Consider the following 24,499-nt stretch of genomic DNA (forward strand, 5'->3'; position numbering starts at 1 on the left):
GGGTTATTTTTTTCCCAAAAAAAATTAAGAACTACTTCACTTTTGTCGATAGAAAGGCATATGAGAGAAATTTTCCAAAAGTGAGGTATCGATATGGAAATCACATTAAGAAAAAGACTACTGACAGTCTTAGCACTACTAAGCTTCTCTTTCTTCTCTGTTTCATGTGGAGAAGGAAACGTTGAAATCCCAGGAGTTGATGGGCCAAACGTTAACCTACTAGAAGACAATGTTATTGTTTCAATGGTTTTAGAAGATGTATCTATTGTTGCTGGAGCAACTTATAAAGTTCCAAAATACAAGAAATCATTTATCGGACTTAACCCTAACCTAGAAGGTCCAGGTTCAGTTCTAACTTTTACAGTATCACTAGATGATATTTTCTCATCAGATGTAAAGCGTCTTGATCCAAAGACTCTTCCTGGTGGACGTATGATTCCTGGTGTAGCAGCTGGTGCCCTTCCAGCAGTAGCATTTACTGTAGAAAAAATTAAGAATATGGCATTCTACGTTGGGCCAAAAGTTTTTGGTATTTGGGTACCACTACATAACTTCAACCTATACGGATTTGCTTGGACTAAGTCTTTTAAAGCTGGTGACAAAAGAGTTGGAAATATCTCTCTATTTGGACAAGATGAAAACGGTGAAAATGCTGGTTTCTTCCTAGCTCTATCAGTTAAGTCTGCATACGAGAAGAGACTAAAAAGACTTTCTAGAAAGCACTAGCCGCGGCATTGATTGCCCAAAGGCAATCTATGGGACGCGGTGCTAGGCCACTAGACTTTAGCTAAAAAATTATTTCAACAAGCCGGGTTCAAGCCCGGCTTTTATGTTCAGTAGGTAGGTACGTCGTTACTTTTGGCACTTCCAATAAGTTAGGTACCATTACTCTCCTCAAAACATTGATTAAAACAAACTATATTAGTATCTGCTAATTGATAATAAACGACCTTATTAGGATGAACTAAATATGCAGTATCTTAGGTGATCATAAATCTATTATTGGGGATATTTTGATGTGTAAACTATTGAAAATGCCAAAAGTAACGACGTACCTTATTCTGAATCTGTAACCCAGATCTTCCACTTAAACCCAGTATCCTTATTATTATCTAATTTAATCTTCACTGGACGACTCTTATTCTCCAGATCATTAATAACATAGAAGTCATTACTAAGAATTCCCGTCATATTGTAAAGACCCTGGTGAAGGTTATAATCAATAAGATACTTAATAAAAGTTAAACTCATTGGCGCCGCTACTGAACCAAGGTTATCAACCCTTTTCATCTTTGATAGCTGCTTGCGAGTTTGAAAGCTTCTTAAAGACCCATTGAACTTTTCAAGCGTCTTCTTTGAGAACTTATAATCAGTTTTAAAGCTCGTCATATCAACAACTGTTTTTTCTTTTGATTTCTCAAAGTTTCTAAGGGCCTTTTCAAAAGCAGAGACCTTTTCCACTGGCTTAGGCTCTGGCTTCTTTGGTTGAGGCTTTGGCTTTCTGATAATTTTAATACTTTTAATATCAACTGTTTTAACCGGCTCGGGCTTTTTCTCTTCGACTTTTTTTACCTTCTTAACTGGCTCAGGCTTCTTTTGTTCAACAAGGGTTATTCCCTGATCATCAAATTCTTTTAAAGCACCAAACCAAAAGACCTTAAGCTCACCCTTTGAAGTAAGGGCCGTCTTAATAATCCTCTTACTCTTATCATCAATCTCTTCCATGTCCTTGGCCATTTCTTCATAGCGAGTGAAACAGGCTTGCCCCTTCCCACTGCGATTAAGAATTTTAAAGGCTGATGACTTAAGAATTTCATTTCGAATCTCTTTAATCTGTGCAGCTGCCATGTATTCATCATTTTCACTACAAAGACTTTGAATTTCATTTTTTGCAAATTGACATGCTTTTATAAGATGACTCTTCTCATCTCCACCGAAATCTAATCTAAGAATCTTTACAAGATCAGGATGGTAAGTTTCAAGACTAAATCTTCGATCAGTCTTAAGCTTGATTGGATATTTCCCCCAGTCTACGATATCTGGAAAGAAGTCTGAAACACGCCCAATAAAGAGCTTCATATCTTTTGACTTAGGCTTACACTGCTTAAAAATTGTTTCGTAATCAATCTGGCAGCTCTTCTCATCACCATATTGATATAGGGCGATACTTGTTTGTCGATAAAACTCGTAAAGACTAGCAATTGAAGTTAAGCGAATTAAGTAGCGCATATAGGCCAAATTCTCTTTAAGTTCATACTTAGAGCAAGAGAAGTTTGGATAGATATAGCGATTAAAATCTTGTGAGAGATCCGTTAATTCTGGTACGAGAAGTACATCAAAGTAATTACGTCCAGTGTATTCATCATAGAACTCTTGTTTTTCATTTTGATGATCGATGATCAATCTTGGATCAAGTGGCCCATCATAATGCTCAAAGTCCCACTCACCTTTAACTCCATCTTCCTGTACAAGTGAAAGCGCACTTGTGGGATGAAGAATTAGGATGAGTAAAAATAGTTGTAAGTAATTAAAAATAAACATCCTCTTTATTGTACCCAAAGAAGACTGATGGCCGGCACATAGGTAATAATGGCCAAACAAATTAGTAGAATAAAGAGAAACGGCAAGGCCGAGCGATAAAGTTCAGTAATTGGTCTCTTAAAGCGAATGGAGCTAATAAAGAGATTAATTCCCACTGGAGGCGTTATATAACCGATTTCTAAATTGGTAAGAAAGACAATGGCCAAATGAATTGGATGAATATCAAATTGCTGGGCCAATGGAAGAATTAGTGGAACAACCACAATTATCGCACTAAAAATATCCATTAAACTTCCTACAATAAGTAAGAAAACGTTCAAGAATAAAAGAAAGGCGTATTTATTAGTAAGAACTCCACTAAAGGCCGTAAATAATTGATTTGGAACTTCTTCATCAACGAGAAAGTTTGTTAGTCCAAGAGCGCAACAAAGAATAATAAGAATGGCCCCAACCATAGTCATGGAGTCTTTGATAATCCCAGGAACATCCTTAGTAAGACTTAGATCCTTATAAACAAAGCATTCAATGATTAGAATGTAGAAGGCTGTAAATGCAGCAGCTTCTGTTACAGTAACAAAGCCACCATAAATTCCCACAAGAACTGCAATAGGTAGTAACAACTCAAAGAAGGCCCCTTTAAAACTTGCAATGGCCTCACTTAACTCAAACTTACCTCTTTCATTATTTTTCCCAGACTTAAGAATTGAATAAATGGCAAGGCCCACAATCAATAGGACACCAGGAACAATTCCCGCTTTAAAGAGTTGATCAATATCAACACCAGCAACAATTCCGTAGAGAATAATTGGCAGTGAAGGAGGAAAGAGTAAACCAAGAGAGCCTGAAGTCGTAATAAAGCCCATTGTGAACTTGTCACTATGTCCACGGCCCATAAGAATTGGATAGATTAGGCCACCAAGAGCAACGATCGTTACACCACTAGCTCCTGTAAATGCAGTAAAGAAGGCACAAAGACAAAGGCCAACAATGGCAACTCCACCAGGCATCCAAGAAAGCATGGCATTGGTAAAGCGAAATAATCTCTTTGGTGCATTTGATTCTGCAAGTAAGTATCCTGCAAATGTAAATAATGGAATTGTTAAAATAGTTGGAGCAGAAGCAAGTCGATAGATCTCAACAGAAACTGCCGATGGATCAATCCCATTATGAAAGAAGGCCGCTAAGGCGACACATCCTAAGACGATAAAAAGAGGCACACCAATTAGCGCCAAAATTAATGCGGCTATACTAATTGTTATTAAGCTCATGCTCTTCTTCCCTAAAGTCTAAGAATGCTAGAAGTGAGCGCCAAAAGATTAGCGCAAACCCTGCTGGAATAATACCTACTAAAACAGATGTGTGAACTCCCAGTGATGAAAGGCGTCCATATTCTTTTTCAACATTATAAAATTGTACACCTGAAGCAAAAAGCCAAGTGGCCCCAACAATTGTACAAAGACTGATAAATTTATTTAAAACAAAGAGTGATTTTTTATATCCTGAGTTTTCTAAGAACTTAGGAAGAATCTCAATAGCGATATGGCGAGACTTTCCACTTGCCATAGCAGCACCAAAGAATGCCAAGACAAAAACGAGGTGTCGAACTAATGGATCAATCCAAGAAAAAGAAAGATTGAACCATCTCAAAATAATTGAGGCGACACTAAAGCCTAAGATTGTTACGACGACAATAACAAGGCCAGTACTGATAAAATCATCGGTGAGCTTTTCGACTTTTCTAATCACAACTTAATTCTTCTTTTTACTCTTTTCTAAACTCTTTTCTAGCAGCTCATAGGCCTTTGCAGAAAACAGCTTCCCTTTTAATTTCTTAATTGTAGCTTCTCTAACCTTTACAGCTAGATCAATATCCTTATCACTTAGCTTAACAAATTCAACACCAGACTGCTTCATAAGATCAAGTGAGTCCTGATTATCTTTTTCATTTGTTGCTTTAACTTGATCGATATATCTCTTTGAAACTTCCTTCACAATCTTTTGATTCTCAGGAGAAATTCTTTTAAATGCTTTGTTACTAATTAAAAAAGCCCCCACAGAAGTTGAAAGAGGAAAATCAATTAAATACTGAACCTTTGTATTCCACTGCATTGAAAGAATCGCTAGAGGTGGCGCATAAGCCGCTTCAATGATTCCAGTTGAAAGTGAAGATAATACATCAGGAAGAGGAAGTGGGACTGAAACTAATTTCATTTCTTCTAAGATAGTTTCAACAAGAGGATCTCCTTCCCAAGACCAAATCTTTACTCCTTGAAGATTATCAAGAGAAGCAATTTTATTTTTAGAAACAAAGTACACCATACCGATATCGAAGAAGCCTAAGTTAACAAAGTTCTTAGCTTCAACGCTTTTATTTAGATATGGAGTTAAGTCATCAATTGCTTTTAATACGCGGTCTCTATCGTGATAGAAAGTAAATGGTAATTCTAAGACACGGATATCACCGTTAATATCCCCTAGAGTCTTTGCAGTAAAAACTCCACCATGTAATTGTCCAACACGAATTTTTCTTAAAACATCTGGCTCATCACCTTGAGAACCACCAAAGTAGAATTTTACTTTTACCTTTCCACCAGTTTCTTTCTTAATTGCCTTGGCCATCTTTTTTAGATTCTTGGCCCAATTAGTTCCCTCAGGCGTTAAGACACCAACTTTTAGAGTTAGTGCATAAAGGTTAAATGTAACAAGTAGTGTAAGTGCAATTTTTAAAATATTCTTCATATGATCTTACCTATTAAAAAATTTCTTTTTCTAAACTTTCAATAATCTCAAGTCGTTTATTAGCGATGAGATTAAATAGATTATTATAATTAATTTCAGGAGCTTCTAGTTTTCCACCGCTCCAATACTTTGATTCTAAATTTTCACGTGTATATTTTTCTATTTCTAATTTTTGATTGAGATAAACATTCTTCTCATACATAGGAACTGCGTAGAATTGAATAAATGCTAAACGTACCATCATATTATCTGGCCACTTTGCAATTGCTTTCTCAAATAAGGCCTTCCCTTCCATTGGATTACCACCAAGTCCACGTGGCCTAGATGCAACATAAGAGGCTGAAAAGATATCACAAGCACCGTAACCAAGTTTTGGATTCTTCTCACAAGACCAGTCATACATCACCTTGGCCAGTGGAAGATAAGCAACAGTTCTCATATTATCTCTTTGAAGATTAATAATTGAGGCCAAGGCCTGAGCTGTGTAGAAGACACCTTCAACATCAGAAGCACTATCACTTAATTTATCTTCAAGTAATTTATAAAATTCATCAGGGCTTGAGATATATTTTGTGAAGTCAAAGTTTTCAAAATCTCTTTCTTTAAAAAATAGAGCTGAATAACTAAGGGCACGAGTATAATTTGATAGCGCACGAGAACGATGAACAGAATTCATCTTTTCTTGTAGCTGATCTTTAAGATAGTATGTTTCATCAATAGCAAAGGCCTTGCCAGTGTAGCCTTTAATCAGAGTAACAATGAAGTCGACATTTGAGCGATCTGTAGCATAGAGCGTTTCTAGAACTTTGATATTTCCACTGATTGTTTCTTCAAACAAATTCCAGTCATTTTCCACTAAAACAGCATCTGAAGATTCAAAAATCATCTCCCCCATTTGCGAAGTCGCTGCCTTCTTAATAGTTGAACAAGAAACTACAGTAAAAAGTAGAATTAGCAATGCCAATTTTTCTTTGCACATTTTTGGCCATCCTTATAAAAACTATAGTAGTAATTTGCCTTATATAATTAGTAATTACAAGCAGTTATTACCTTTTTCTTGACGCTCGAGTCATCCACTACTGGCCGTATTGCACCATTTGTAAGCCCATGATATGATTAGAAAATATCATTCGGACTAAATGTTTTTTGCAGTTATTCCGAGTATATATTTAAGGATTTAAACTTTGTCACGGAGTGACCATTGAGAGTAGTTTTTCTACGAGTAGATGAACTACTTACCTAATCCGATTCTGAGTTAGTGAGCTTTTTCTCTCCACTTAGGTATCGATTAAGGTAAGTATTTTGAAAACCTTTTTCGGTAACTATTAACAAGGAGATGGAGATGTCATCACAAGGAACATCTAACGAAAAATTGACGCCAAACCTAAACCCAACTGGTCTAAACAGACTAAGAACTATTCGTAAGTCTGCTAGTCTAAAGCCTAGAAAGTCTCTTTTAAGAGTAAAGAGTCTTAGACCTACACGTGCTGTTTTAGGTGGAAGCAAGAAAACTGAAGAATCAGAAGGATAGAGAGTCTATCTCTTCTTTGATTTAGGTGAAATAAGTTGCTTGTCGTAAGTAGATTTCAAGCTACGCAGAGACTCGTCGCGAATTTCATCCAGTTTCTTAAGTCTTTGGTCGTGAAGAAAGTTGAGGTAGTTCTTCTTTGCAATAAAGAGGCTGTTTAAGTAGGTAACCTGAAATGCTCTCAACTCGCGGAAGCACAAGTCCTTTTCCACTCTGGTAAGCTTCCTACGACTTTCTTCAAGATCTTTTTGCGTTAGAACAAACGTTGAAAAATCCCCAGTACAAACACCTTTTTTAAGCTCAATGTAGCGATCGATTTCTTTTCTCAATTCCTGCGTCTTAGTTACGTAATCATCTGGTGGAAAACTTTTAACCTTTTCCAACTTATCATACATCTCTTTACTAACCTCTTTGTCAGTCTTTGCTTGAGGCTGAGCAACGGCCATCTTTGAAATGAGAATGAATGTTAAAGCGTAAGTTATATACTTCAAGCTAATGCCTTTTTAATTTTTTCCAAAAAATAATTACTATCTTTATTATGCGCAAAGACAAAGGTTATGGCCATTTTTTTAAACTTAGATTGTTGGCCACTCGTTAATTCTATGCTTCCTTTAGAGACACCAAATTTCTTAGCAACTAATTTCATAATTCCAGCATTGGCCTTTCCATCTTCAGGTGGCGACTGAGTGCTAACGATGAGATGTCCAGTATCAGCAATAGCGAGCTTTTCTACTTTTGCTCCAGGCTTGGCCCAAATATCGATCTCAATAATGAGATCATCTGCATCGCGCAATACCTGATGATGAATTCCTAACTGTGTTAGATAGTCACTTATTGAAATACTTCTCTCCACTTAGAGCTGTCGTAGCCTAGATCAGACAGAAAGCTCTTCATTTCATCAATAAAATCAGAAAGTGGAAATCCCACAACGTTAGAATATGAGCCACTTAAGTTTTCCACAAATAAAAGACCCTGGCCTTGAATTCCATAGGCACCGGCCTTATCCATCGCCTCTTCACCTTCCAGATAGAGGTCTAAAATTTCAGGAGAAATATCTGTGAACTTAACTTCAGATACTTTTGAAAAAGTTCTCTCTTTACCACCGCATGCCATATAAACGGCCGTGTATACTTCGTGCTCTTTACCGGAAAGCTCATTTAACATGGCCCTTGCATCGGCCTTATCTTTTGGCTTTCCTAAGACCTTATCCCCAATTGCAACCAAAGTATCAGAGGCCACAATAAAGTGGTTTGGAGTCGAGTCTTTCGTAAGAGAAACGATATCTCTTCCTTTAAGCTCGGCCAGCTCTTCAACGATTTCTCTAGGATGTTGTCTCGTAGTAATTTCTTCGACGTCAGAAGGTTTTATTTCAATTGGTACTTTCATCCAAGATAGAAGTTCCTTTCTGCGAGGACTCCCTGATGCCAGGATAAATTTTAGTGTTGATGCCATTTAGTTTTTTCCATAAATCAAGTTTTTCAGAATTAAGCTCTGGAAAATAACTTCGAGAGTTCTCCATTGCTCCTGCTCTATAATAACTTTCCTGTGCCTTAGTGTAAAAGTCTTTCCTAAGGACATCTTTATCTCGTCGGCCAACTCGTGCAAGAACTTGCTTTCGATAGCGATCAGCAATGGCCAAGTTTGTGGTTTCAATTTGTCTTGAATGTTTCCAGAGAAACTTTATACGATTATCAAGTTCACCCTCTTCCCACAGTCTCATGCCGTAGGCCCTTGCATAACCAACTTCATCTAATTTCTCAAATAGAACTTGTCCGTATCTCTCTAAGAAGATCTCTCGAGTATAGTAAATACCATTAATTCTCTTCGTCATTAATTCATTTTGTAAGAGAACATCATTTGGTTCCACAATAAAGTAGTTTCGATTTATAAAAGAAAAACGATACCAGGTCCCTTTACTTAATTGCTCAAATTCTTCGTTTGCATATCCTCTTAAGTTAACTTTTGGATTTGTCTCATTCTTATAAGAATAACCTAATTGCTCTTCATCTCGAAACTTAAGATAGCTATCATTACCAATTGAGACATAGGTTTCAAAAGAAGGAGAATATGCTTCAAATGAAAAGAGAGGCGATTGAATAAAGAATCGACTCTTTCTCATTACCTTCTTATTATTTTTTTTAATTAAATCATTTATAAATTTTGTACGAGATCGATAACGAATATCATCTTCAAATAAGTACTCATTTAGAGATACATTCTTATCAAAAACAATTGGATTTGTTCGATTAATTGGAAGAGGATGAAAGACAGCATCAGTGTCTCTCTTTTTACTCATTTTCAATTCTTCTTCTGAGCGTGAGATTAGAAGCATATTTCCAACATTTGCTCTTAGGTAAAAGAAGACCTCTTTTTCTAAGACATTAATTTCTTTAAAAGAAACCGAGCTCTCTGGCGCCATACGAATCAGGGTTCCATCAAAGAGCATTAACCAAAGATAACTATCCACACCAGTTTCAATATCATCGTTTTCTTTAATAAGTGAGCGGTAACCAACTTTATTCTCACCAAGATCGCGAAATAATGTACATTGGCCTACACATTTAATAACTCTTCCCATCTCTTCTCTTAGACCAGACATCTTGGCCAGATCACGCCAAAGAGGATAGCTTTCTTTAAAGCGTAAATCTTCCTTCCAGCTTTCATAACTGAGCCAGTCTTTGGCCTCTAACTTATCCCATTTAATTAGAGATTTTCGATCATCCTTAAACTTAAGTTCAGGGTTTGCGAAGGCCGCAAAGTAAATTGTGAGTAGTAATAAAACACGTAGCATCATAAACTTCATCGACAAAAGCTGGTCCTGGCCATAAATGAAGAAGAAATTGAGACTTTTTCGGCACTTTATGCCCGATCTAAACTGTCAAAATCATAGGTTTCGTGCTAAATTTTGGGCCAAATATTAATTTACACAGAAACTTTAACAGACAAGGTTGATACGATGAGTCAGGATAACGGACAATTTTCTTTTGTTAACACAGAACATGAAGTCTTAAAATTTTGGGAAGAAAACGATATTTTCCAAAAATCACTTGAGCAAACAAAGGAAAAAGAGCCATATATTTTCTACGATGGCCCTCCATTTGCCACAGGTCTTCCTCACCACGGTCACCTACTTGCTGGAACACTAAAAGATATCGTTCCAAGATATTGGACAATGAAAGGTCGCTACGTTCAAAGAAGATTTGGATGGGATACGCACGGCCTTCCAATTGAGCAAGAAATTAATAAGAAATTAGAAATGACTGCACACGAAGCATTAGAGAAACTTGGTGTTGCTGGTTATAACCAAGAGTGTCGCTCAATTGTTGATCGCTACACAACTGAGTGGCGTAAAACTGTTACTCGCCTTGGACGTTGGGTCGACTTCGACAATGACTATAAGACAATGGACCCAACTTTCATGGAATCATGTTGGTGGGTATTTAAATCTCTTTGGGATAAGGACATGGTTTACAAGGGAACAAAAGTAGTTCCTTACTCAACTGGTCTTGGAACAGGGCTTTCAAACTTTGAAGCAGGTCTTGATTACCGTGACGTTCAAGATCCGGCCATCACTGTTCTTTTCAAATTAGACGATCCAAAAAAAGCTGGTGCTGATTACGTGGCCGCATGGACAACAACTCCATGGACACTTCCATCAAACCTTGCTCTTTGTGTGGGTCCTGATATCGATTATGTTCGCGTAAAAGATAATGATCGTGGTGTAACAATCATCTTTGCTGAAGCAAGACTTGAAGCATATACAAAGAAGCGCAACCTTGAAGTAATCGGTGAATCATTTAAGGGAAGTGAACTTCTTGGACTTCGTTATGAGCCACTTTTTGATTTCTTTGCTGATCTAAAAGAAGAAGGCGCTTTTACAATCTTTAACGATGACTATGTAACGACAGATAGTGGTACAGGTATTGTTCACCAAGCACCAGCATTTGGTGAAGATGATAATAGAGTCTGTAAAGAAGCTGGAATGAAGGCCGAAGTTTGTCCTATCGATGATGCTGGTCAATTTACAAAAGAAGTTTCTGCTTATGCAGGTCAATACGTAAAAGATGCTGATAAACAAATCATTAAAGACCTTAAAGAAAATACAAAATTATACGATCACGGAAACCTCGTGCACCCTTACCCATTCTGCTACCGCTCAGGAACGCCACTAATCTATCGTACAATCCCTCAGTGGTATGTAAAAGTAGAAGAAATCGTTGATAAGCTTGTTGCTAATAACAAAGAAATTCACTGGGTACCAGGTCATATCAAAGCAGGTCGTTTTGGTAAGTGGCTTGAGAATGCTCGTGACTGGGCCGTTTCTCGTACACGTGTTTGGGGAACTCCACTTCCAGTTTGGATCAATGATGAAACTGGAAATATGAAATGTCTTGGTTCAATTGAAGAACTAAAAGAGCTTTCAGGGGTTGAGCTTACAGATCTTCACCGTGAGTACACAGATGAAGTAACTTTTAAAATCGAAGGAGAAGAAGGAACATATAAGCGTATCCCAGATGTCTTTGACTGTTGGTTTGAATCTGGTTCAATGCCATACGCGCAACTTCACTACCCATTTGAAAATAAGGAAATCTTTGAAAACGGATTCCCAGCAGAATTTATTGCTGAAGGTTTAGACCAAACACGTGGTTGGTTCTATACACTAACAATCCTTTCAACTGCCCTATTTGATAAACCAGCTTTTAAGAACGTTATTGTTAACGGTTTAGTTCTTGCTGAAGATGGTAAGAAGATGAGTAAGTCTCTAAGAAACTTCACAGCTCCTGATGAGCTAATGGAAGAATTCGGATCAGACGCTCTAAGGCTATACCTAATTAACTCTGGTCTTGTTAAAGGTGAAGAACAACGCTTCACTGACGCTGGTGTTAAAGACATGGTTCGCCGTGCCCTACTACCTTGGTTAAACTCTTTTAAATTCTTCCAAACATACGCATCAATTGATGGATGGAACTTTAATGAGCACGCTGAAAGTGGTGAGAATATCACTGATAATTGGGTTATCTCAAAACTACAAACTCTTAAAGAAAATATTGAAGCAGAGATGGCACAGTACCAACTTTACAATGTTGTTCCTGCGCTTTTTAACTTCATTGAAGATCTAACAAATTGGTATATCCGCCTGAATCGTTCTCGTTTCTGGGGAGAAGGCCTAACTTCAGATAAGAAGCAAGCTTACACAACTCTTTTTACAACACTAAAAGAAGTTACGATTGCGATGGCACCATTTGCGCCATTCTTATCTGAGCATATCTTTAGTGAGCTTAAGAAATTTGATTCAAGTGAGAAGAACTTATCAGTTCACTTATGCGACTACCCTGTTGCAAATACAGAGCTTAAGAACTCAGTTCTTGAAGATGCCGTTGATAGAATGCAACAGATTATCCTACTTGGACGTCAAAAGCGTAACCAAGTTCAAATTAAGGTTAAGACGCCACTTGCTCGTCTAAGTGTTATTCACAAAGACCAAGCTCTTCTAGATGAAATCAAGAAACTTGAAGGATATATTCAATCAGAACTTAATGTTAAGAGCGTTGAGTACACAACTGATGAAGATAATTATATCAAGCTATACGCAAAACCAAACTCTCCAGTTCTAGGTAAGCGCCTAGGAAAAGAATTTGGTAAGTTTATGGGAATGATCTCAAAACTTGGTGCAGCTGAACTTAATGAGCTTGAAGAAAAAGGAAGCCTTGAGCTTGCTGGTGAAACATTTGCTCCTTCAGATATCCTAATTTTTAGAGAGGCCAAAGAAGGAACACAGGCCCTATCTAATCGTTATATTTCAATTGATATCGACACAAACCTAAATGAAGAATTAATTCTAGAAGGTCTTGCTCGTGAAGTTATCAATAGAATTCAAAGAACAAGAAAAGACTCTGGATTTAATGTTGAAGATCGTATTGAAGTAAACTTTAATGCAACAGATCTACTAGCAAAAGCAATTGAAACTCACACTGACTACATCACAAAAGAAACACTAGCAAATAGCCTTAATGCTAGTAGCGATGCTCTTGAACATGAGTTTAAAGTTGATGATGAGAATCTAAAAATGACAATTACAAAAGCATAATAAAAAAGCCTCCGAAATGGAGGCTTTTTTTATTCTTGAATTAACACATAACCGACAGGTTTTGGTTTTAAATCAAAACACTCTTGTCTCTTATAATCCTCAACAGCATCTAAGACTTCTCCCTGAATTTGGATTTCACCATATACATGTTTGTAAACAGTTTCATCATTTAATACATCCCATCTTCGAGTTCTAAGATTCCAGTCTCTATACTCAACGACTCCTGTAACTAAGCAATCCTTAGACTTTGTAATTTCTAAATTTCCAAAATCGTCACGCGTAAAAAAATCGTTAAATTTCTCAACTGACTCCTCAAAGTAGTCAAAATATCTTACTGTATATTGATGTTGTACTTCGATTACACGATATGGTTTCCAATTTCGAGGTACAGGCTTAGAGATAATTATCTGAGGTACTTTTCGGTATCCAACGTCGGATACTTTTATATCGTGAAAAATGGGCCTTTTAACAACTGCACCAGTATAAATAGTCTGTGATTTAAGCCCCTTGCATTGCTCTGGTTGTACAAGGCTTTTAAATTCATCCAAACTAATTTTTCCAGTTATACATCCATTATCAACTTCATTATTATAAGTTACTATCTCGTCATTCTTAAGCCTTAATCTTAACGTCTTAAGATGTACTTTATGATTAATGAATGCATCCTCTTCTACTTCATAGAAGAAGATTTTTCTGTCATTTTGATGATAGTAAGCTTGATTTGATAACTCTTTACCATTTTTTGAGACAAGAATAAAAGTCGCTTCAACTACATTCTCATCTAATGAAACTTCTAGTTCAATCTCATTTTCGTTTGTAAGATCATAAAGAGAAAGACTCTTTTGAGAGTTAATGTTTCTTAAATACATTGGTCTATTAGTTGAGCCACTTTCTTCACAAGTTACTTTATTCTCACTAGAGACCAAGTTAGTTCTGAAATTCTCACATTCAATCGAGAATGTTGATCGCATTTCATTTGAAGCTAATTTAAAACTTTTATTTATTTTCTCCTTGTCTGATGAGTTACAAGATACAAATAAAACTGTTGCCAATACTAATAACTTTTTCATTACTCTCTCCTTATTCCTTAATTAGGATTGTTCCTACTAATTTTGGTTCAACGGGATAACACTTCTTCACACCAAGGTTTTCAGACATGCTAAAAAATCGATCATTTACTCCTAGGCCACAGTTTTTACAAAGTTTACTTGCTTCACTATTTTCAAGGCCTCGATTTACCTTCTCATAAACCGTTCCAAAAGGAAGATAGATTCCCTTTTCTTCATAAACTTTATGATCATAAAATCCTTCAGTGAAACATAAACGATCTTCAATTTGCTCAAGCTCAAATCCAAACTCTGTTTTATTAAGTTCGTACAGCTTTTCAACAGGAACCTGTTGAGTCGTCATGTGATCAAACAAACGATACTTTGATGTTATTTGATATACTTTGTAATCTACTCGCTTCATCTTAGGAAACTTCTTAGTACCTTCATAGAATTTTGGAGATTCAACTTCTGCTTTAAAGTTTGGAATAAATTTTAAATTTGGGCATTGGCCACGAAGATCATCAAGGTTAATATCTTCTACGTTAAAGAGTCCGGTGTCACATCCCTTATCTTCAATTCTTGCAACGGCCACAGGAGTTCCTCCTGTGTGATAGTTTGAGATCTTTAGGTAAACGTCGTGTGCACTAAAGTCTCCAATTCTAAGTTCCTTAAATTTAATAGAATTGAAACCATTGTAAAGCATATCTTCAGAAAGCCTCTTGCCATACTTAGAAACGAGATAAAAATACGCTTGAATTGGCCTTTGAGTTACAACTTCTAGCTCAACAACAGCATGTCTTTTTAACTTATCTTGCTCAATTAATTCTTCATCAATAGAAAATAGAAATTGTGCTTCTTCATTAATTAGAGATGTAGGACATGTGATTTTTTCTTCAATAATATCAGTCTTAATACCCACGCATTGAATACTCGACTCAGCAAGGCTTTGACGCTGATAAGTTAACTTCTCTTCTTTTGTTTGATTTTCATTACCACAAGATACTAGTGAAATAAGTGCTATTAATAATAGTAGACGCATATAAAACTCCTTTGATTTATGGCCGTTTTAGCGACATTTTTCTCAAAGGAGTCTTTTTTTCTAAATTGAAATGATATTTTTTAAACTTGAAATACTATGAACCAAAGCCTTTAAGCTGTTCCCCGCCAAGTACATGAAAATGCGTATGAAAGACACTCTGGCAACCGTGTTGATTAATATTTGAAACGACTCGAAAGCCATTGTTTTCGAGCTCATTTGATTGAGTAAACTCTTTAATAGCATCAAATACCTGGGCCATATCATCGCGACTCATCTCATTTACATTCTTAGAGTGGTTGCGATGGATGAAGAGATAATGCTCTTTTGCAAGAGGTTGAATATCTTTAAATCCAATAACGTGATCATTTTCAAATACTTTATCAGAAGGTATTTCACCTTTTAGAATTTTACAAAATAAGCAATCATCCATAACTATCTCCCTATTCGTTTACTAATTCGACATGGGCCCCGAGTTTTTGAAGCTTCTCTGGTAAATCTTCATAACCACGTTGTAGGTGGTAGACGCGATCAATCTTCGTTTCACCATAAGCACAAAGAGCAGCAAGAACAAGAGCAGCTGATGCTCTTAGATCTGTACACATCACAGGAGCTGCCGTTAGAGGACGTCCACCTTCAATAAAGACCGAACTTCCTAATTGCTCGATACTTGCACCAAGACGTGTTAACTCAGGTACGTGCATGAAACGGTTTTCAAAAATATTTTCAGTCACAAGAGAGTTCCCTTCAACAACAGTTAGAAGAGCAACCATCTGTGCTTGTACATCTGTTGGGAAACCTGGAAATGGCTCAGTTATAACTTTTGATCCTTTTAGAGATGAAGGATATGTCTTAACGTAGTTGTCACCAATTTCTAACTTAGCTCCCATCCCCTGAAGGTTTTCAAGAACATTAAAAAGGTGTTTTGGATTAAAGTTTTTTACAGTCATCTCAGACTTAGTCATTAATCCACCAATAATATAAGTTGCCGCTTCAATACGGTCACCTATTGCTTGATAAGTTCCGCCGTTTAATTCCTTCACTCCATCAATAACAAGGCGAGACGTTCCAATCCCAGAGACTTTTGCACCTAGAGAGTTTAGGAAATTTGCCAGATCATCAATCTCTGGCTCCATTGCTGCGTTTTCAATAATAGTTTGTCCGTCAGCAAAAACACCGGCCATCATAAGATTCTCAGTGGCACCTACTGATGGGAATTTTAACTTAACAAGTGCACCTGTTAGATGATCAGTTTCAGCAAAGACAAAACCATTTTTCATTTCGATCTTCACATTCATCTTCTCAAGATTGTCTAAGTGAATATCAATAGGACGTGTCCCAATAGCACAACCACCTGGAAGAGAAACCTTTGCCTTTCCAAGGCGTGAAAGAAGAGGACCTAGAACAAAGATAGAAGCACGCATTGTTTTTACGAGCTCATAAGTGGCCTCATGTGAGCTTAGTGAAGAAGCATCAAAAGTAACATTCTTACCATCTCTATTACATTCAACTCCCATCATCTCAAGAAGCTTAAGCATTGTATTAATGTCACGAAGCTTTGGAAGATTTGTGAGAGTCACTTTCTTATCCGTTAAAAGAATTGCCGCTAAAATTGGTAGGTATGCATTCTTAGCAGGAGATATCTCAACCTCTCCAGACAGTCTCGCTGGGCCTTTAACTATGATTTTATCCATTCTTTCTTCCTTTTAAAAAACGATAGCGATCAGTATAGTCCTTGATTAACTCAAGTTCGCCAAAGTTATATTCCCCTAAGATATCTTTTAATCTTTCCAGATGCAATTCACTACCTTCCATAATGAACAGCCCGCCATTTTTAAGCTTTTTCTGTGCCTGATCAAAGAAAGTTTTAAACCAATTATCGTAATCCTGATCTTTTAAGTAAAGGGCCAAGTGAGGTTCAAATGAATGAACTTGTCCATGTACTTCACTTAAGTCAGCATTTTCTTTGATATAAGGAGGGTTCGTAATAATGATATCCAGATCTCCTGGAATATTTTCCATACGATCTGATTGTTGAAATTTTAATTTTACTGTTTTTGGATAACGGTAGCGATGAAAGAATTTATTTGCACGAGCAACATCCAAAGCCTTCTCACTAATATCACTTGCAATGATCTCGGCATCAATTTCACCAATCTCCCCTGCAAGACTTAGCGCGATGGCACCACTTCCCGTACCAATATCCGCAATCTTTATATGATCTAATCTATTCTTTCTAATGTATTCGGCCGTCCACTCCACCATGATCTCAGTTTCACTGCGTGGAATGAGAACATTTTCATTTATGTAGAATGAGGAGCGATAGAAGAATGATCGATTGCTAATATATTCGAGGGGGATTCCCTGCTTAACTTTTTTTAGAAATTCTTCAATGACACCCTTATTTTCAGAAATGTAGATGTCATCAAATTGTGAATCGAGAATACGACAAAAGTTTTTCAGCTCTAGCTTTAATCTTCCTAAGCTTATTCCAGGGTAGTTCGCCTCTAAGAATTGCTTATTCTCATTATAGAAAGAGCTGATGTAGTCGCCGAGAGTGGTGAAGCTCACACAACTCTCCTTTATTCCTCTTGGCCTTTAAGAAGTTCTGCTTGATTATGAGCAATAAGTGCATCAATAACAGGAGCAAGATCTCCTTCAATAATCTTATCAAGAGAATAAAGTGTTAGACCAATACGGTGATCTGTTAGACGCCCTTGTGGAAAGTTATAAGTTCTAATTCTCTCAGAACGATCTCCCGTTCCAATTAGTCCCTTTCTTTCCGCAGCTTCTTCAGCATTCTTCTCTTGAAGCATCTTATCGAAGATACGAGCGGCAAGAATCTTCTTTGCCTTCTCTTTATTCTTAAGCTGTGACTTTTGATCTTGGTTATAAACCGCAATTCCCGTCGGAATGTGAGTCATACGAACCGCTGAATCTGTCGTGTTAACGTGCTGTCCACCTGAACCAGATGCACGCATAACTTCAACACGAACATCATTCATATCAAGTTCCCACTCAAGATCATCAGTTTCTGGCATTACTGCAACTGTGATAGTTGATGTGTGAACGCGACCTTGTGATTCAGTCTTTGGAACACGTTGAACTCTGTGAACCCCTGATTCATATTTCATTTTTGAGTAAACTTTCTCCCCTGAGATTGAGAAGATAACTTCTTTAATCCCTTCGTCATTTTCAGAAAGTGATTCGATTTCAACTTTCCATCCAAGTGCACGAGCATAGTTTTGGTACATTCTTAAAACGTCAGCTGAGAAAATCGAGGCCTCGTCCCCTCCGGCACCGGCACGAATCTCAACCATACAGTTTTTATTATCTAAAGGATCTTTTGGAAGTAGAAGAAGTTTTAACTCCTCCTCTAAATCTGGAATCAATGGCTCGTTCTCATCGAGAACTTCTTTTGCCATCTCTTTCATATCAGGATCACTTTCCTTAAGCATCTCTTTTGCTTCGGCAATATCCTCTTTTATTTGCTTATATTTCTTATAAGCAACAACAACGTCCTCTAAGTTTGATCTCTCTTCAGAGATTTGCTTAAATTCAGTTTGTCTTTCATATAATGTCGGGTCTGCCATTTTTTCAGTTAGTACTTCGAAACGTTGTACTACTGAATCAAGCTTATCAAACATACTCATTTAAAATCCTTTTTACTTCAATTAACTATTCATAGACTCCATGAATTCGTTATTTGTCTTAGTCTTCGTCAGTCTCTGAAGCATAAACTCCATTGCATCAATTGTACTCATTGGGTGAAGTACTTTTCTTAGAACATATGTTCTTTGAAGATCTAGTGGCTCCATAAGAAGGTCTTCCTTACGAGTCGATGATCTATTGATATCAAGAGCTGGGAAGATACGCTTTTCAAGAAGCTTTCTATCAAGTTGAATTTCAGAGTTACCAGTACCTTTGAATTCCTCAAAGATAACTTCATCCATTCTTGAACCTGTATCAACAAGTGCAGTAGCGATGATTGTAAGTGATCCACCGTTTTCAATATTTCTAGCAGCACCGAAGAATCTCTTTGGTCTGTGTAGAGCATTTGAGTCAACCCCACCAGAAAGAATCTTTCCAGATGGTGGAACAACAGTATTATATGCACGGGCAAGACGAGTAATTGAATCGAGTAGAATAACAACGTCTTTTCCAGCTTCTGTAAGACGCTTTGATTTCTCAAGAACCATCTCAGCAACTTGTACGTGACGATTTGCTGGTTCATCAAATGTACTTGATACAACCTCAGCATCAACGTTTCTCTTCATATCTGTTACTTCTTCTGGTCTTTCATCAATTAGAAGAACGATTAGTACGGCTTCCGGATGATTTTCAGTAATTGCATTGGCAACATCTTGAAGTAAGTGAGTCTTACCTGCTTTTGGTGGAGCAACGATTAGACAACGTTGTCCAAAACCTTGAGGAACAAACATATCAATCATACGAGTTGAATAATTTGTTGGATTATATTCAAGGTTAATTTTCTTTTCAGGATAAAGAGGCGTTAAGTTATCGAAAAGAACTGTCTTCTTGTGAGCTTTTGGATCTTGATCGTTGATCGTACTTACTTTAAGAAGTGCAAAGTATCTTTCATTATCTTTTGGTGGACGAATTTGTCCCTCAACAGAGTCACCTTTTTTAAGAGAGAATTTTCTAATCTGGCTTGGAGATACGTAAATATCATCGGCACCTGGTAGGTAGTTATATCCAGGAGACCTTAAGAATCCGAACCCGTCTGGAAGAATTTCTAAAACACCGTTTCCGAAAATCTCTTGTTTATCTTTTGCGTGGGCCTTAAGAATAGCAAAGATTAGCTCATGCTTCTTCATACCTGCCGAGTTTTCAATTTTAGCTTTTTCGGCAAGCTTGTTTAAGTCCTCAATTTTCTTTTCTCTCAATTCACTTAAATGCATAAAAAGTTTTACTCCTGAAAATATATGAATTTGAATATCTGAATATTAGTTAGAATTGCCTCTAGTAAGTCGGCCCATTTAGACATGGACGATGTAGATTAATTTCATTGGTAATGATTTTAGTAGATAAATTCATCATAAACTGTCACCCCTTGCTAGTCAAGCTAACATTGGCGTTGACTTTAAGCAGCAAAAAGCGCATAAATACCTAATATGAATGAATTTTCAAGCTATCCAAAATTTAATGAACTAAAAGGCCTCAATATTCTTTCCATCGATTATGGAGAAAAAGTTATTGGCCTTGGCTTCTTTTGTCCCGGACGAGAGCCATTTCCAATTGGAGCAGGTCGTATCATTAACAAGGGTTTGGCCCACTTTTATAAAGAGCTTGAAGCTATCATTGAAGACCTAGTGGTTGAAGTTATTGTCATGGGAATTCCCTACTACGTCGATGGTAACGAAAGTGACAAGACAAAAGAGCACAAGGCATTATTTAACGCATTAGTTGAGAAATTTCCTACGATAAAATTCTATCAGCAAGACGAAACTCTTACGACTAAGTCCGCCAAAGAGCGCATGGAAAATTCTCCAGAGTTCAATTTTCAATACGATCCAACAAAAATTGATGAGCTAAGTGCTGTTATCATTCTTGAAGATTTTATCCGTAGTTAAAATTCAAAGAAGATAATTTCACAAAGTCCAAAAATGAGATATCCTATTGTTATGACAAAGAAACATTTATTTATATTTTTGGTGCTGGCACCAGCGTTCGCAATTACACTTTTAGTGGCACACACTTATTACAATATTTATCATTGGGGATATTCTGGCCCACAGACAGAATTTCAAATAAATAGCGGTGATACATTTGGTACAATCAATTACCGTTTGGCCCAAGATAAATTGATCTATTCTCCTCGCCTATTTCACCGTTACGTGAAATTTGAAGGGCATCTAACAGACTTTAAAGCAGGTCGCTACGTCATCCCAGAAGGGATTACAATGAGTGAACTTCTAAAACTTTTAATAAGTGGTAAAAGCTTAACTGTAAAAGTCACGATTCCTGAAGGATATAACCTTTTTCAGATTGCCAAAGTTTTAGCAGATGAAAAAATCGTTGATGAAAAGGCTTTTATTAAGGCCGCTAAAGATAAGAAATTAACACAAGCATTTGGGATTCCTGCAAATCGTATGGAAGGTTATCTATATCCTGATACTTATCAATTTCATGAGAAGATGGAACCAAAGGCAATTATTGAAAGTATGTATAGTAACTTTAAAGATAAGATTAAAGACTTAGACTTTTCAAAAGTTAATTTAACAAAGCATCAAATTGTAACTCTTGCATCGATGGTAGAAAAAGAAACTGGTGCTAAGTTTGAGAGACCTACAATTTCTGGTGTTTTCCACAATCGTCTAAAAAAGAGAATGCGTCTTCAATCAGATCCAACAACAATTTATGGAATCTGGGAAAGCTATAACGGAAATATTAGAAAGAAACACTTAAGACAGAAAACTCCTTATAATACTTATAAAATCTCAGGCCTTCCTGTCGGGCCAATTGCTAATCCAGGTTATGCGGCCCTAAAAGCGGCACTTAATCCAAAGACTCATCGCTATCTATACTTTGTTTCTAAAAATGATGGAACTCACGTTTTTTCTGAGACGTATAAGCAACATCGAGAGGCCGTAAACTTCTGGCAAAAGAATCGCGCAAATAGAAAAGGGCGAAGCTGGCGTGATTTAAATAAGAAACAATAGTAAGGAAGTATAGATGAAGTTATGGTCATCATTTGATCAAGATTATATTTTAAAGAGGCTTACTTCCCTTTACGAAGAAGGTGTTACAATCAACTTCTGGCAAAGCAATGACGATGTCAGAGAAGATTATCAAGCAAAGTTCACTGGTGTAACAAGTGAGAAGTGCTCAATTAAGCTTACTGCTGAAACAGCTCCTCTCTACACTCGTATTGCGCCTTTATCACCAATCTTCTTCCACTATCCAGCTGGTGACTTAATTTTTAAAAAAGATATTTTTAAATTAGAAAATGGTGGTATCTCATTTAAAACGCCAAGTGAAATACGTTGTCGTGACCGTCGAAGTGTCGAGCGCTTCAATTACAAGTACCCTGACTATAAGAATATCTCTTACACTCTTGAAGATAGTGAAGAGATTATTAATGATATTATTATCGATATCTCTCTTAGAGGACTGGCCTTTGTCATTGATGCTAAAAAGAAAGATAAGTACCAACTTGGGACAAAGATTTATATTCGATCAATCACAGACCAAGAACTTCCAACAAAGCATGAGGCCAAAGTCGCCTCTGTTAATCGCTACCATGTAAAGGGAGAAGGATTACAAAATCACCTCTTACGCATTGGACTTGAATTTACTCAAACACTTGAGTCTGTAACCTATGACTCTATTGGATCTCTAGTTAAGAAGAGACAAAATAAGCTTAAAGGATTTGATACCAAATTTTTTAACGGATTAAATCCTGATGACTATGAAAAGCAACTCGCTGTTATTTACAGTAAAAATCCACAGCTTGCGGCCAATATCAATGAATCCGTTGAAGACATTGATCGTCTTCGCTATATGACAATTGATATGAAACGCGAGTTCTTCTTAGAATTTAGTTTAGATCTAATGGCATGTGCCCTTCGCATGTCTTCAAAAGAGCTTATTAACGAATTATTATCTGAAGTAACAGATGGTGTTCGTGAAGAATTCCTTGAAAAGTACGACCAACCAAAGCCGGCCTCGGCAATTAATAAGGCCCAAGATGAGCTTCGAAAATTCATTCGTGAAAAAGAAAAAGATGGCTCATTTGTCCTAAGTCCTAAGTCTTTTGTGAAATACGTCTAAATGTTGGCATAACTAGACTTCCCCAAGTACATAAAGAACTGAAATCACGTAACTTTTTAAAATAGACTAACTAAAGTTTATTATTAGTTAAGACGATGAATATTAGTATTAATTTGTGAGACATAGCTATGAAAAAGTATCTAAACTTTTTAATTTTGATCTTACTTTTGGCCTTCACTTCATGTGGAGCTAAAACTTCAAATGTAGCAGTAAAACTACAAGGCTCATTCTCACAAGTGGCAGGACTATTTGAAAATGGTGCTGTAATGATCGCAGTTGGTGGACCAAGCGACAAGCCACCTCTCCTTTATACTGTTCCACTTAATTCAGCATCTTTTGATCACACATTTGATAACGGTATTTGGAAAATTATGATTCTTGGTTGGGATGGTGCCACACCAGGTGAAACGATGAAAGGAAATCTCTACTGCTCAGTTGTGAACAATGTTTCTTTCCCAGATCAAAGCACCCTTAATTTTAATCTTAGCCAAGTTGATACAGACGCAAATTTAGTTGTCGATCCAGGACATCCATGTGGAGCATTTATCGATGGATTACAAACTGTAAAGTATACTTCAATTTGTGAAACTGAAACTTGTGATTCTGGTAACTACCTTAGATATAATAATACTAATCTATCTCTTAAATTTGGAATACCTTTCTATGAAGGACCTATTGATAAGCATTCAATTCTAACTCAAGCACGATTCACCAGTGAAATGAACGAATGTTATAGTGCTGCCAATAGTAATTTGATCGACGGGGCAGACTATGCAAAATTAGATATTGATCTTGCTGCCACAGGGATTACACTTCCATTTAGATTAACAGGTGGGTTTCACCTACCGATTCGAATGGAAGGATATGAAGACACTGTTGATAATACGATGGATTGCTCTAAAGGCTTTAACAATGCGGTTACCACAATTAACAGCATTGGTGAAGTAGACGCTGCAAGTGGACTACCGAGGCACTGGAGTGATGGTACAAAGTTTATCTACAAAATGCCGTTATCACCATTTGCAATAACTGGCCTACCTACTAATTCAATAGTTAGAAATTTATACGAAGTCGTTGATATTAATGGCCCTTACAATGACGATAATTACGGTGATGGTACTATTTCATATACATGTGACTACACATCGACAAGTGTCTCAACACCTCAAGTATGTCCTGCAGCCTCAACTATGATAGAGTCTGGTTATTTTTCATTTGATTCTACCAATGGCCAAATCATATTAGATGGTACGACTTATCCACACTTTGCGATGGGAAGTCAAATCACATTTAATATCGTTGCTAATTACACTGTTAATAGTACCAATTACTCTGAAAATAAGTCTTTCACTATTGTCTTTGATCCGATTTGGGGACTTAATTATACTCAGGCCCAAGGAGCACTTGGAAGTCTTAATAATACTGATCAGACTAGTAATTTCATTAATCTTACCAATATGGCCGACTCTCAGTTAAATATTACAGGAGTTAATATTACTGATAATATTGGTGAAACAGTCGTTCCTGTCGTAATTTATTCAAACTGTACGAATGGTTCTCCTTGTCGAGTGGAGCTAGATGCCTCTGCTGTAACGGCTTCGGCAACTGGTAACGTAAACATCCATCTAGAAAGTGGTGGTGATGTCACGACTGTAACACTCCCCTATAATTTCGGACCTTAATTGGCCCATAATTATGCCAAAATCGAGAAGTGTTCGAATTAC

General features: G+C 36.9%; 23 protein-coding genes. 7 read left to right on the plus strand and 16 right to left on the minus strand.

Translation table 11 applies throughout. The annotated features are described in order from the left end of the window. The first annotated feature begins 93 nt into the window (after positions 1–93). The gene (locus tag ACN5L8_RS06375) at positions 94–726 is read left to right on the plus strand and encodes a hypothetical protein (RefSeq protein ID WP_115361481.1); all 633 of its coding nucleotides are present in this window, start codon (positions 94–96) and stop codon (positions 724–726) included. Positions 727–1,056: 330 nt separating this feature from the next. Here the strand turns inward: ACN5L8_RS06375 and ACN5L8_RS06380 are convergent, their stop codons facing one another. The 5 genes from ACN5L8_RS06380 to ACN5L8_RS06400 are packed head-to-tail and all read right to left on the minus strand — an operon-like array spanning position 1,057 to position 6,259. Then, positions 1,057–2,541, minus strand: a complete 1,485-nt coding sequence (locus tag ACN5L8_RS06380) for a hypothetical protein (protein WP_419172649.1) — start codon at positions 2,539–2,541, stop codon at positions 1,057–1,059. A 5-nt stretch (positions 2,542–2,546) separates the two neighbouring features. Then, positions 2,547–3,809 (minus strand): TRAP transporter large permease, encoded by a 1,263-nt coding sequence (locus ACN5L8_RS06385; protein WP_115361485.1) that lies wholly within the window; start codon positions 3,807–3,809, stop codon positions 2,547–2,549. Continuing rightward, a complete protein-coding gene (locus ACN5L8_RS06390; RefSeq protein ID WP_115361487.1) occupies positions 3,790–4,287 on the minus strand; it encodes a TRAP transporter small permease in 498 nt (165 codons plus the stop codon). Before ACN5L8_RS06390 ends, ACN5L8_RS06385 begins: the two co-directional genes overlap by 20 nt. Positions 4,288–4,290: 3 nt before the next feature. Continuing rightward, positions 4,291–5,280 (minus strand): TRAP transporter substrate-binding protein DctP, encoded by a 990-nt coding sequence (dctP, locus tag ACN5L8_RS06395; RefSeq protein WP_115361489.1) that lies wholly within the window; start codon positions 5,278–5,280, stop codon positions 4,291–4,293. 13 nt (positions 5,281–5,293) lie between these two features. Further along, complete coding sequence (locus tag ACN5L8_RS06400; RefSeq protein ID WP_115361491.1) at positions 5,294–6,259, minus strand: TRAP transporter TatT component family protein; 966 nt, start codon at positions 6,257–6,259, stop codon at positions 5,294–5,296. A gap of 363 nt (positions 6,260–6,622) precedes the next feature. On the opposite strand from ACN5L8_RS06400, the gene ACN5L8_RS06405 reads away from it, so the two are divergent. Further along, the gene (locus tag ACN5L8_RS06405; protein WP_115361493.1) at positions 6,623–6,811 is read left to right on the plus strand and encodes a hypothetical protein; all 189 of its coding nucleotides are present in this window, start codon (positions 6,623–6,625) and stop codon (positions 6,809–6,811) included. 5 nt (positions 6,812–6,816) lie between these two features. Here the strand turns inward: ACN5L8_RS06405 and ACN5L8_RS06410 are convergent, their stop codons facing one another. Genes ACN5L8_RS06410 through ACN5L8_RS06425 form a run of 4 tightly spaced genes read right to left on the minus strand, consistent with a single transcriptional unit; the run spans position 6,817 to position 9,617 of the window. Beyond that, positions 6,817–7,299 carry a hypothetical protein gene (locus ACN5L8_RS06410; protein WP_120404244.1) on the minus strand — a complete coding sequence of 161 codons (483 nt, stop codon included), beginning with the start codon at positions 7,297–7,299 and terminating at the stop codon, positions 6,817–6,819. Next, positions 7,296–7,661, minus strand: coding sequence for a DUF167 domain-containing protein (locus tag ACN5L8_RS06415; RefSeq protein ID WP_120404243.1), 366 nt, complete (start codon positions 7,659–7,661; stop codon positions 7,296–7,298). Before ACN5L8_RS06415 ends, ACN5L8_RS06410 begins: the two co-directional genes overlap by 4 nt. Next, complete coding sequence (locus ACN5L8_RS06420; RefSeq protein ID WP_240406488.1) at positions 7,640–8,194, minus strand: Maf family protein; 555 nt, start codon at positions 8,192–8,194, stop codon at positions 7,640–7,642. The genes ACN5L8_RS06415 and ACN5L8_RS06420 overlap by 22 nt, the downstream gene beginning before the upstream one ends. Next, positions 8,178–9,617, minus strand: a complete 1,440-nt coding sequence (locus ACN5L8_RS06425; protein ID WP_133296927.1) for a hypothetical protein — start codon at positions 9,615–9,617, stop codon at positions 8,178–8,180. Before ACN5L8_RS06425 ends, ACN5L8_RS06420 begins: the two co-directional genes overlap by 17 nt. 147 nt (positions 9,618–9,764) lie before the next feature. On the opposite strand from ACN5L8_RS06425, the gene ileS reads away from it, so the two are divergent. Beyond that, complete coding sequence (ileS, locus tag ACN5L8_RS06430) at positions 9,765–12,896, plus strand: isoleucine--tRNA ligase (RefSeq protein WP_334678916.1); 3,132 nt, start codon at positions 9,765–9,767, stop codon at positions 12,894–12,896. A 29-nt stretch (positions 12,897–12,925) separates the two neighbouring features. Here the strand turns inward: ileS and ACN5L8_RS06435 are convergent, their stop codons facing one another. The 7 genes from ACN5L8_RS06435 to rho all read right to left on the minus strand — a co-directional run bounded on the left by ACN5L8_RS06435 (position 12,926) and on the right by rho (position 19,903). After that, the gene (locus tag ACN5L8_RS06435; protein WP_412474142.1) at positions 12,926–13,966 is read right to left on the minus strand and encodes a hypothetical protein; all 1,041 of its coding nucleotides are present in this window, start codon (positions 13,964–13,966) and stop codon (positions 12,926–12,928) included. Positions 13,967–13,976: 10 nt separating this feature from the next. Continuing rightward, the gene (locus ACN5L8_RS06440) at positions 13,977–14,984 is read right to left on the minus strand and encodes a hypothetical protein (protein ID WP_419172650.1); all 1,008 of its coding nucleotides are present in this window, start codon (positions 14,982–14,984) and stop codon (positions 13,977–13,979) included. A 94-nt stretch (positions 14,985–15,078) separates the two neighbouring features. Next, on the minus strand, positions 15,079–15,414 hold the full coding sequence (locus ACN5L8_RS06445) for an HIT domain-containing protein (protein ID WP_115361510.1): 336 nt from the start codon (positions 15,412–15,414) through the stop codon (positions 15,079–15,081). A gap of 10 nt (positions 15,415–15,424) precedes the next feature. Next, positions 15,425–16,675 (minus strand): UDP-N-acetylglucosamine 1-carboxyvinyltransferase, encoded by a 1,251-nt coding sequence (gene murA / locus ACN5L8_RS06450; RefSeq protein WP_115361513.1) that lies wholly within the window; start codon positions 16,673–16,675, stop codon positions 15,425–15,427. After that, the gene (locus tag ACN5L8_RS06455; protein ID WP_334678912.1) at positions 16,668–17,552 is read right to left on the minus strand and encodes a HemK/PrmC family methyltransferase; all 885 of its coding nucleotides are present in this window, start codon (positions 17,550–17,552) and stop codon (positions 16,668–16,670) included. The genes murA and ACN5L8_RS06455 overlap by 8 nt, the downstream gene beginning before the upstream one ends. A gap of 11 nt (positions 17,553–17,563) precedes the next feature. Continuing rightward, complete coding sequence (gene prfA, locus ACN5L8_RS06460; protein WP_115362293.1) at positions 17,564–18,628, minus strand: peptide chain release factor 1; 1,065 nt, start codon at positions 18,626–18,628, stop codon at positions 17,564–17,566. 27 nt (positions 18,629–18,655) lie between these two features. Next, positions 18,656–19,903, minus strand: a complete 1,248-nt coding sequence (gene rho / locus ACN5L8_RS06465) for a transcription termination factor Rho (protein WP_115361517.1) — start codon at positions 19,901–19,903, stop codon at positions 18,656–18,658. A gap of 213 nt (positions 19,904–20,116) precedes the next feature. Here rho and ruvX point away from each other — a divergent pair, with 213 nt between their 5' ends. The 4 genes from ruvX to ACN5L8_RS06485 all read left to right on the plus strand — a co-directional run bounded on the left by ruvX (position 20,117) and on the right by ACN5L8_RS06485 (position 24,457). Continuing rightward, on the plus strand, positions 20,117–20,575 hold the full coding sequence (gene ruvX, locus ACN5L8_RS06470; RefSeq protein ID WP_115361519.1) for a Holliday junction resolvase RuvX: 459 nt from the start codon (positions 20,117–20,119) through the stop codon (positions 20,573–20,575). Between the two features lie 33 nt (positions 20,576–20,608). Further along, positions 20,609–21,664, plus strand: coding sequence for an endolytic transglycosylase MltG (mltG, locus tag ACN5L8_RS06475; RefSeq protein WP_115361521.1), 1,056 nt, complete (start codon positions 20,609–20,611; stop codon positions 21,662–21,664). Between the two features lie 13 nt (positions 21,665–21,677). Next, complete coding sequence (locus tag ACN5L8_RS06480; RefSeq protein WP_115361524.1) at positions 21,678–22,775, plus strand: FliG C-terminal domain-containing protein; 1,098 nt, start codon at positions 21,678–21,680, stop codon at positions 22,773–22,775. Positions 22,776–22,903: 128 nt separating this feature from the next. Further along, on the plus strand, positions 22,904–24,457 hold the full coding sequence (locus ACN5L8_RS06485; RefSeq protein WP_419172651.1) for a hypothetical protein: 1,554 nt from the start codon (positions 22,904–22,906) through the stop codon (positions 24,455–24,457). Positions 24,458–24,499: the final 42 nt, after the last annotated feature.

The organism is Halobacteriovorax sp., from assembly GCF_048381875.1.
GTDB lineage: Bacteria > Bdellovibrionota > Bacteriovoracia > Bacteriovoracales > Bacteriovoracaceae > Halobacteriovorax_A > Halobacteriovorax_A vibrionivorans.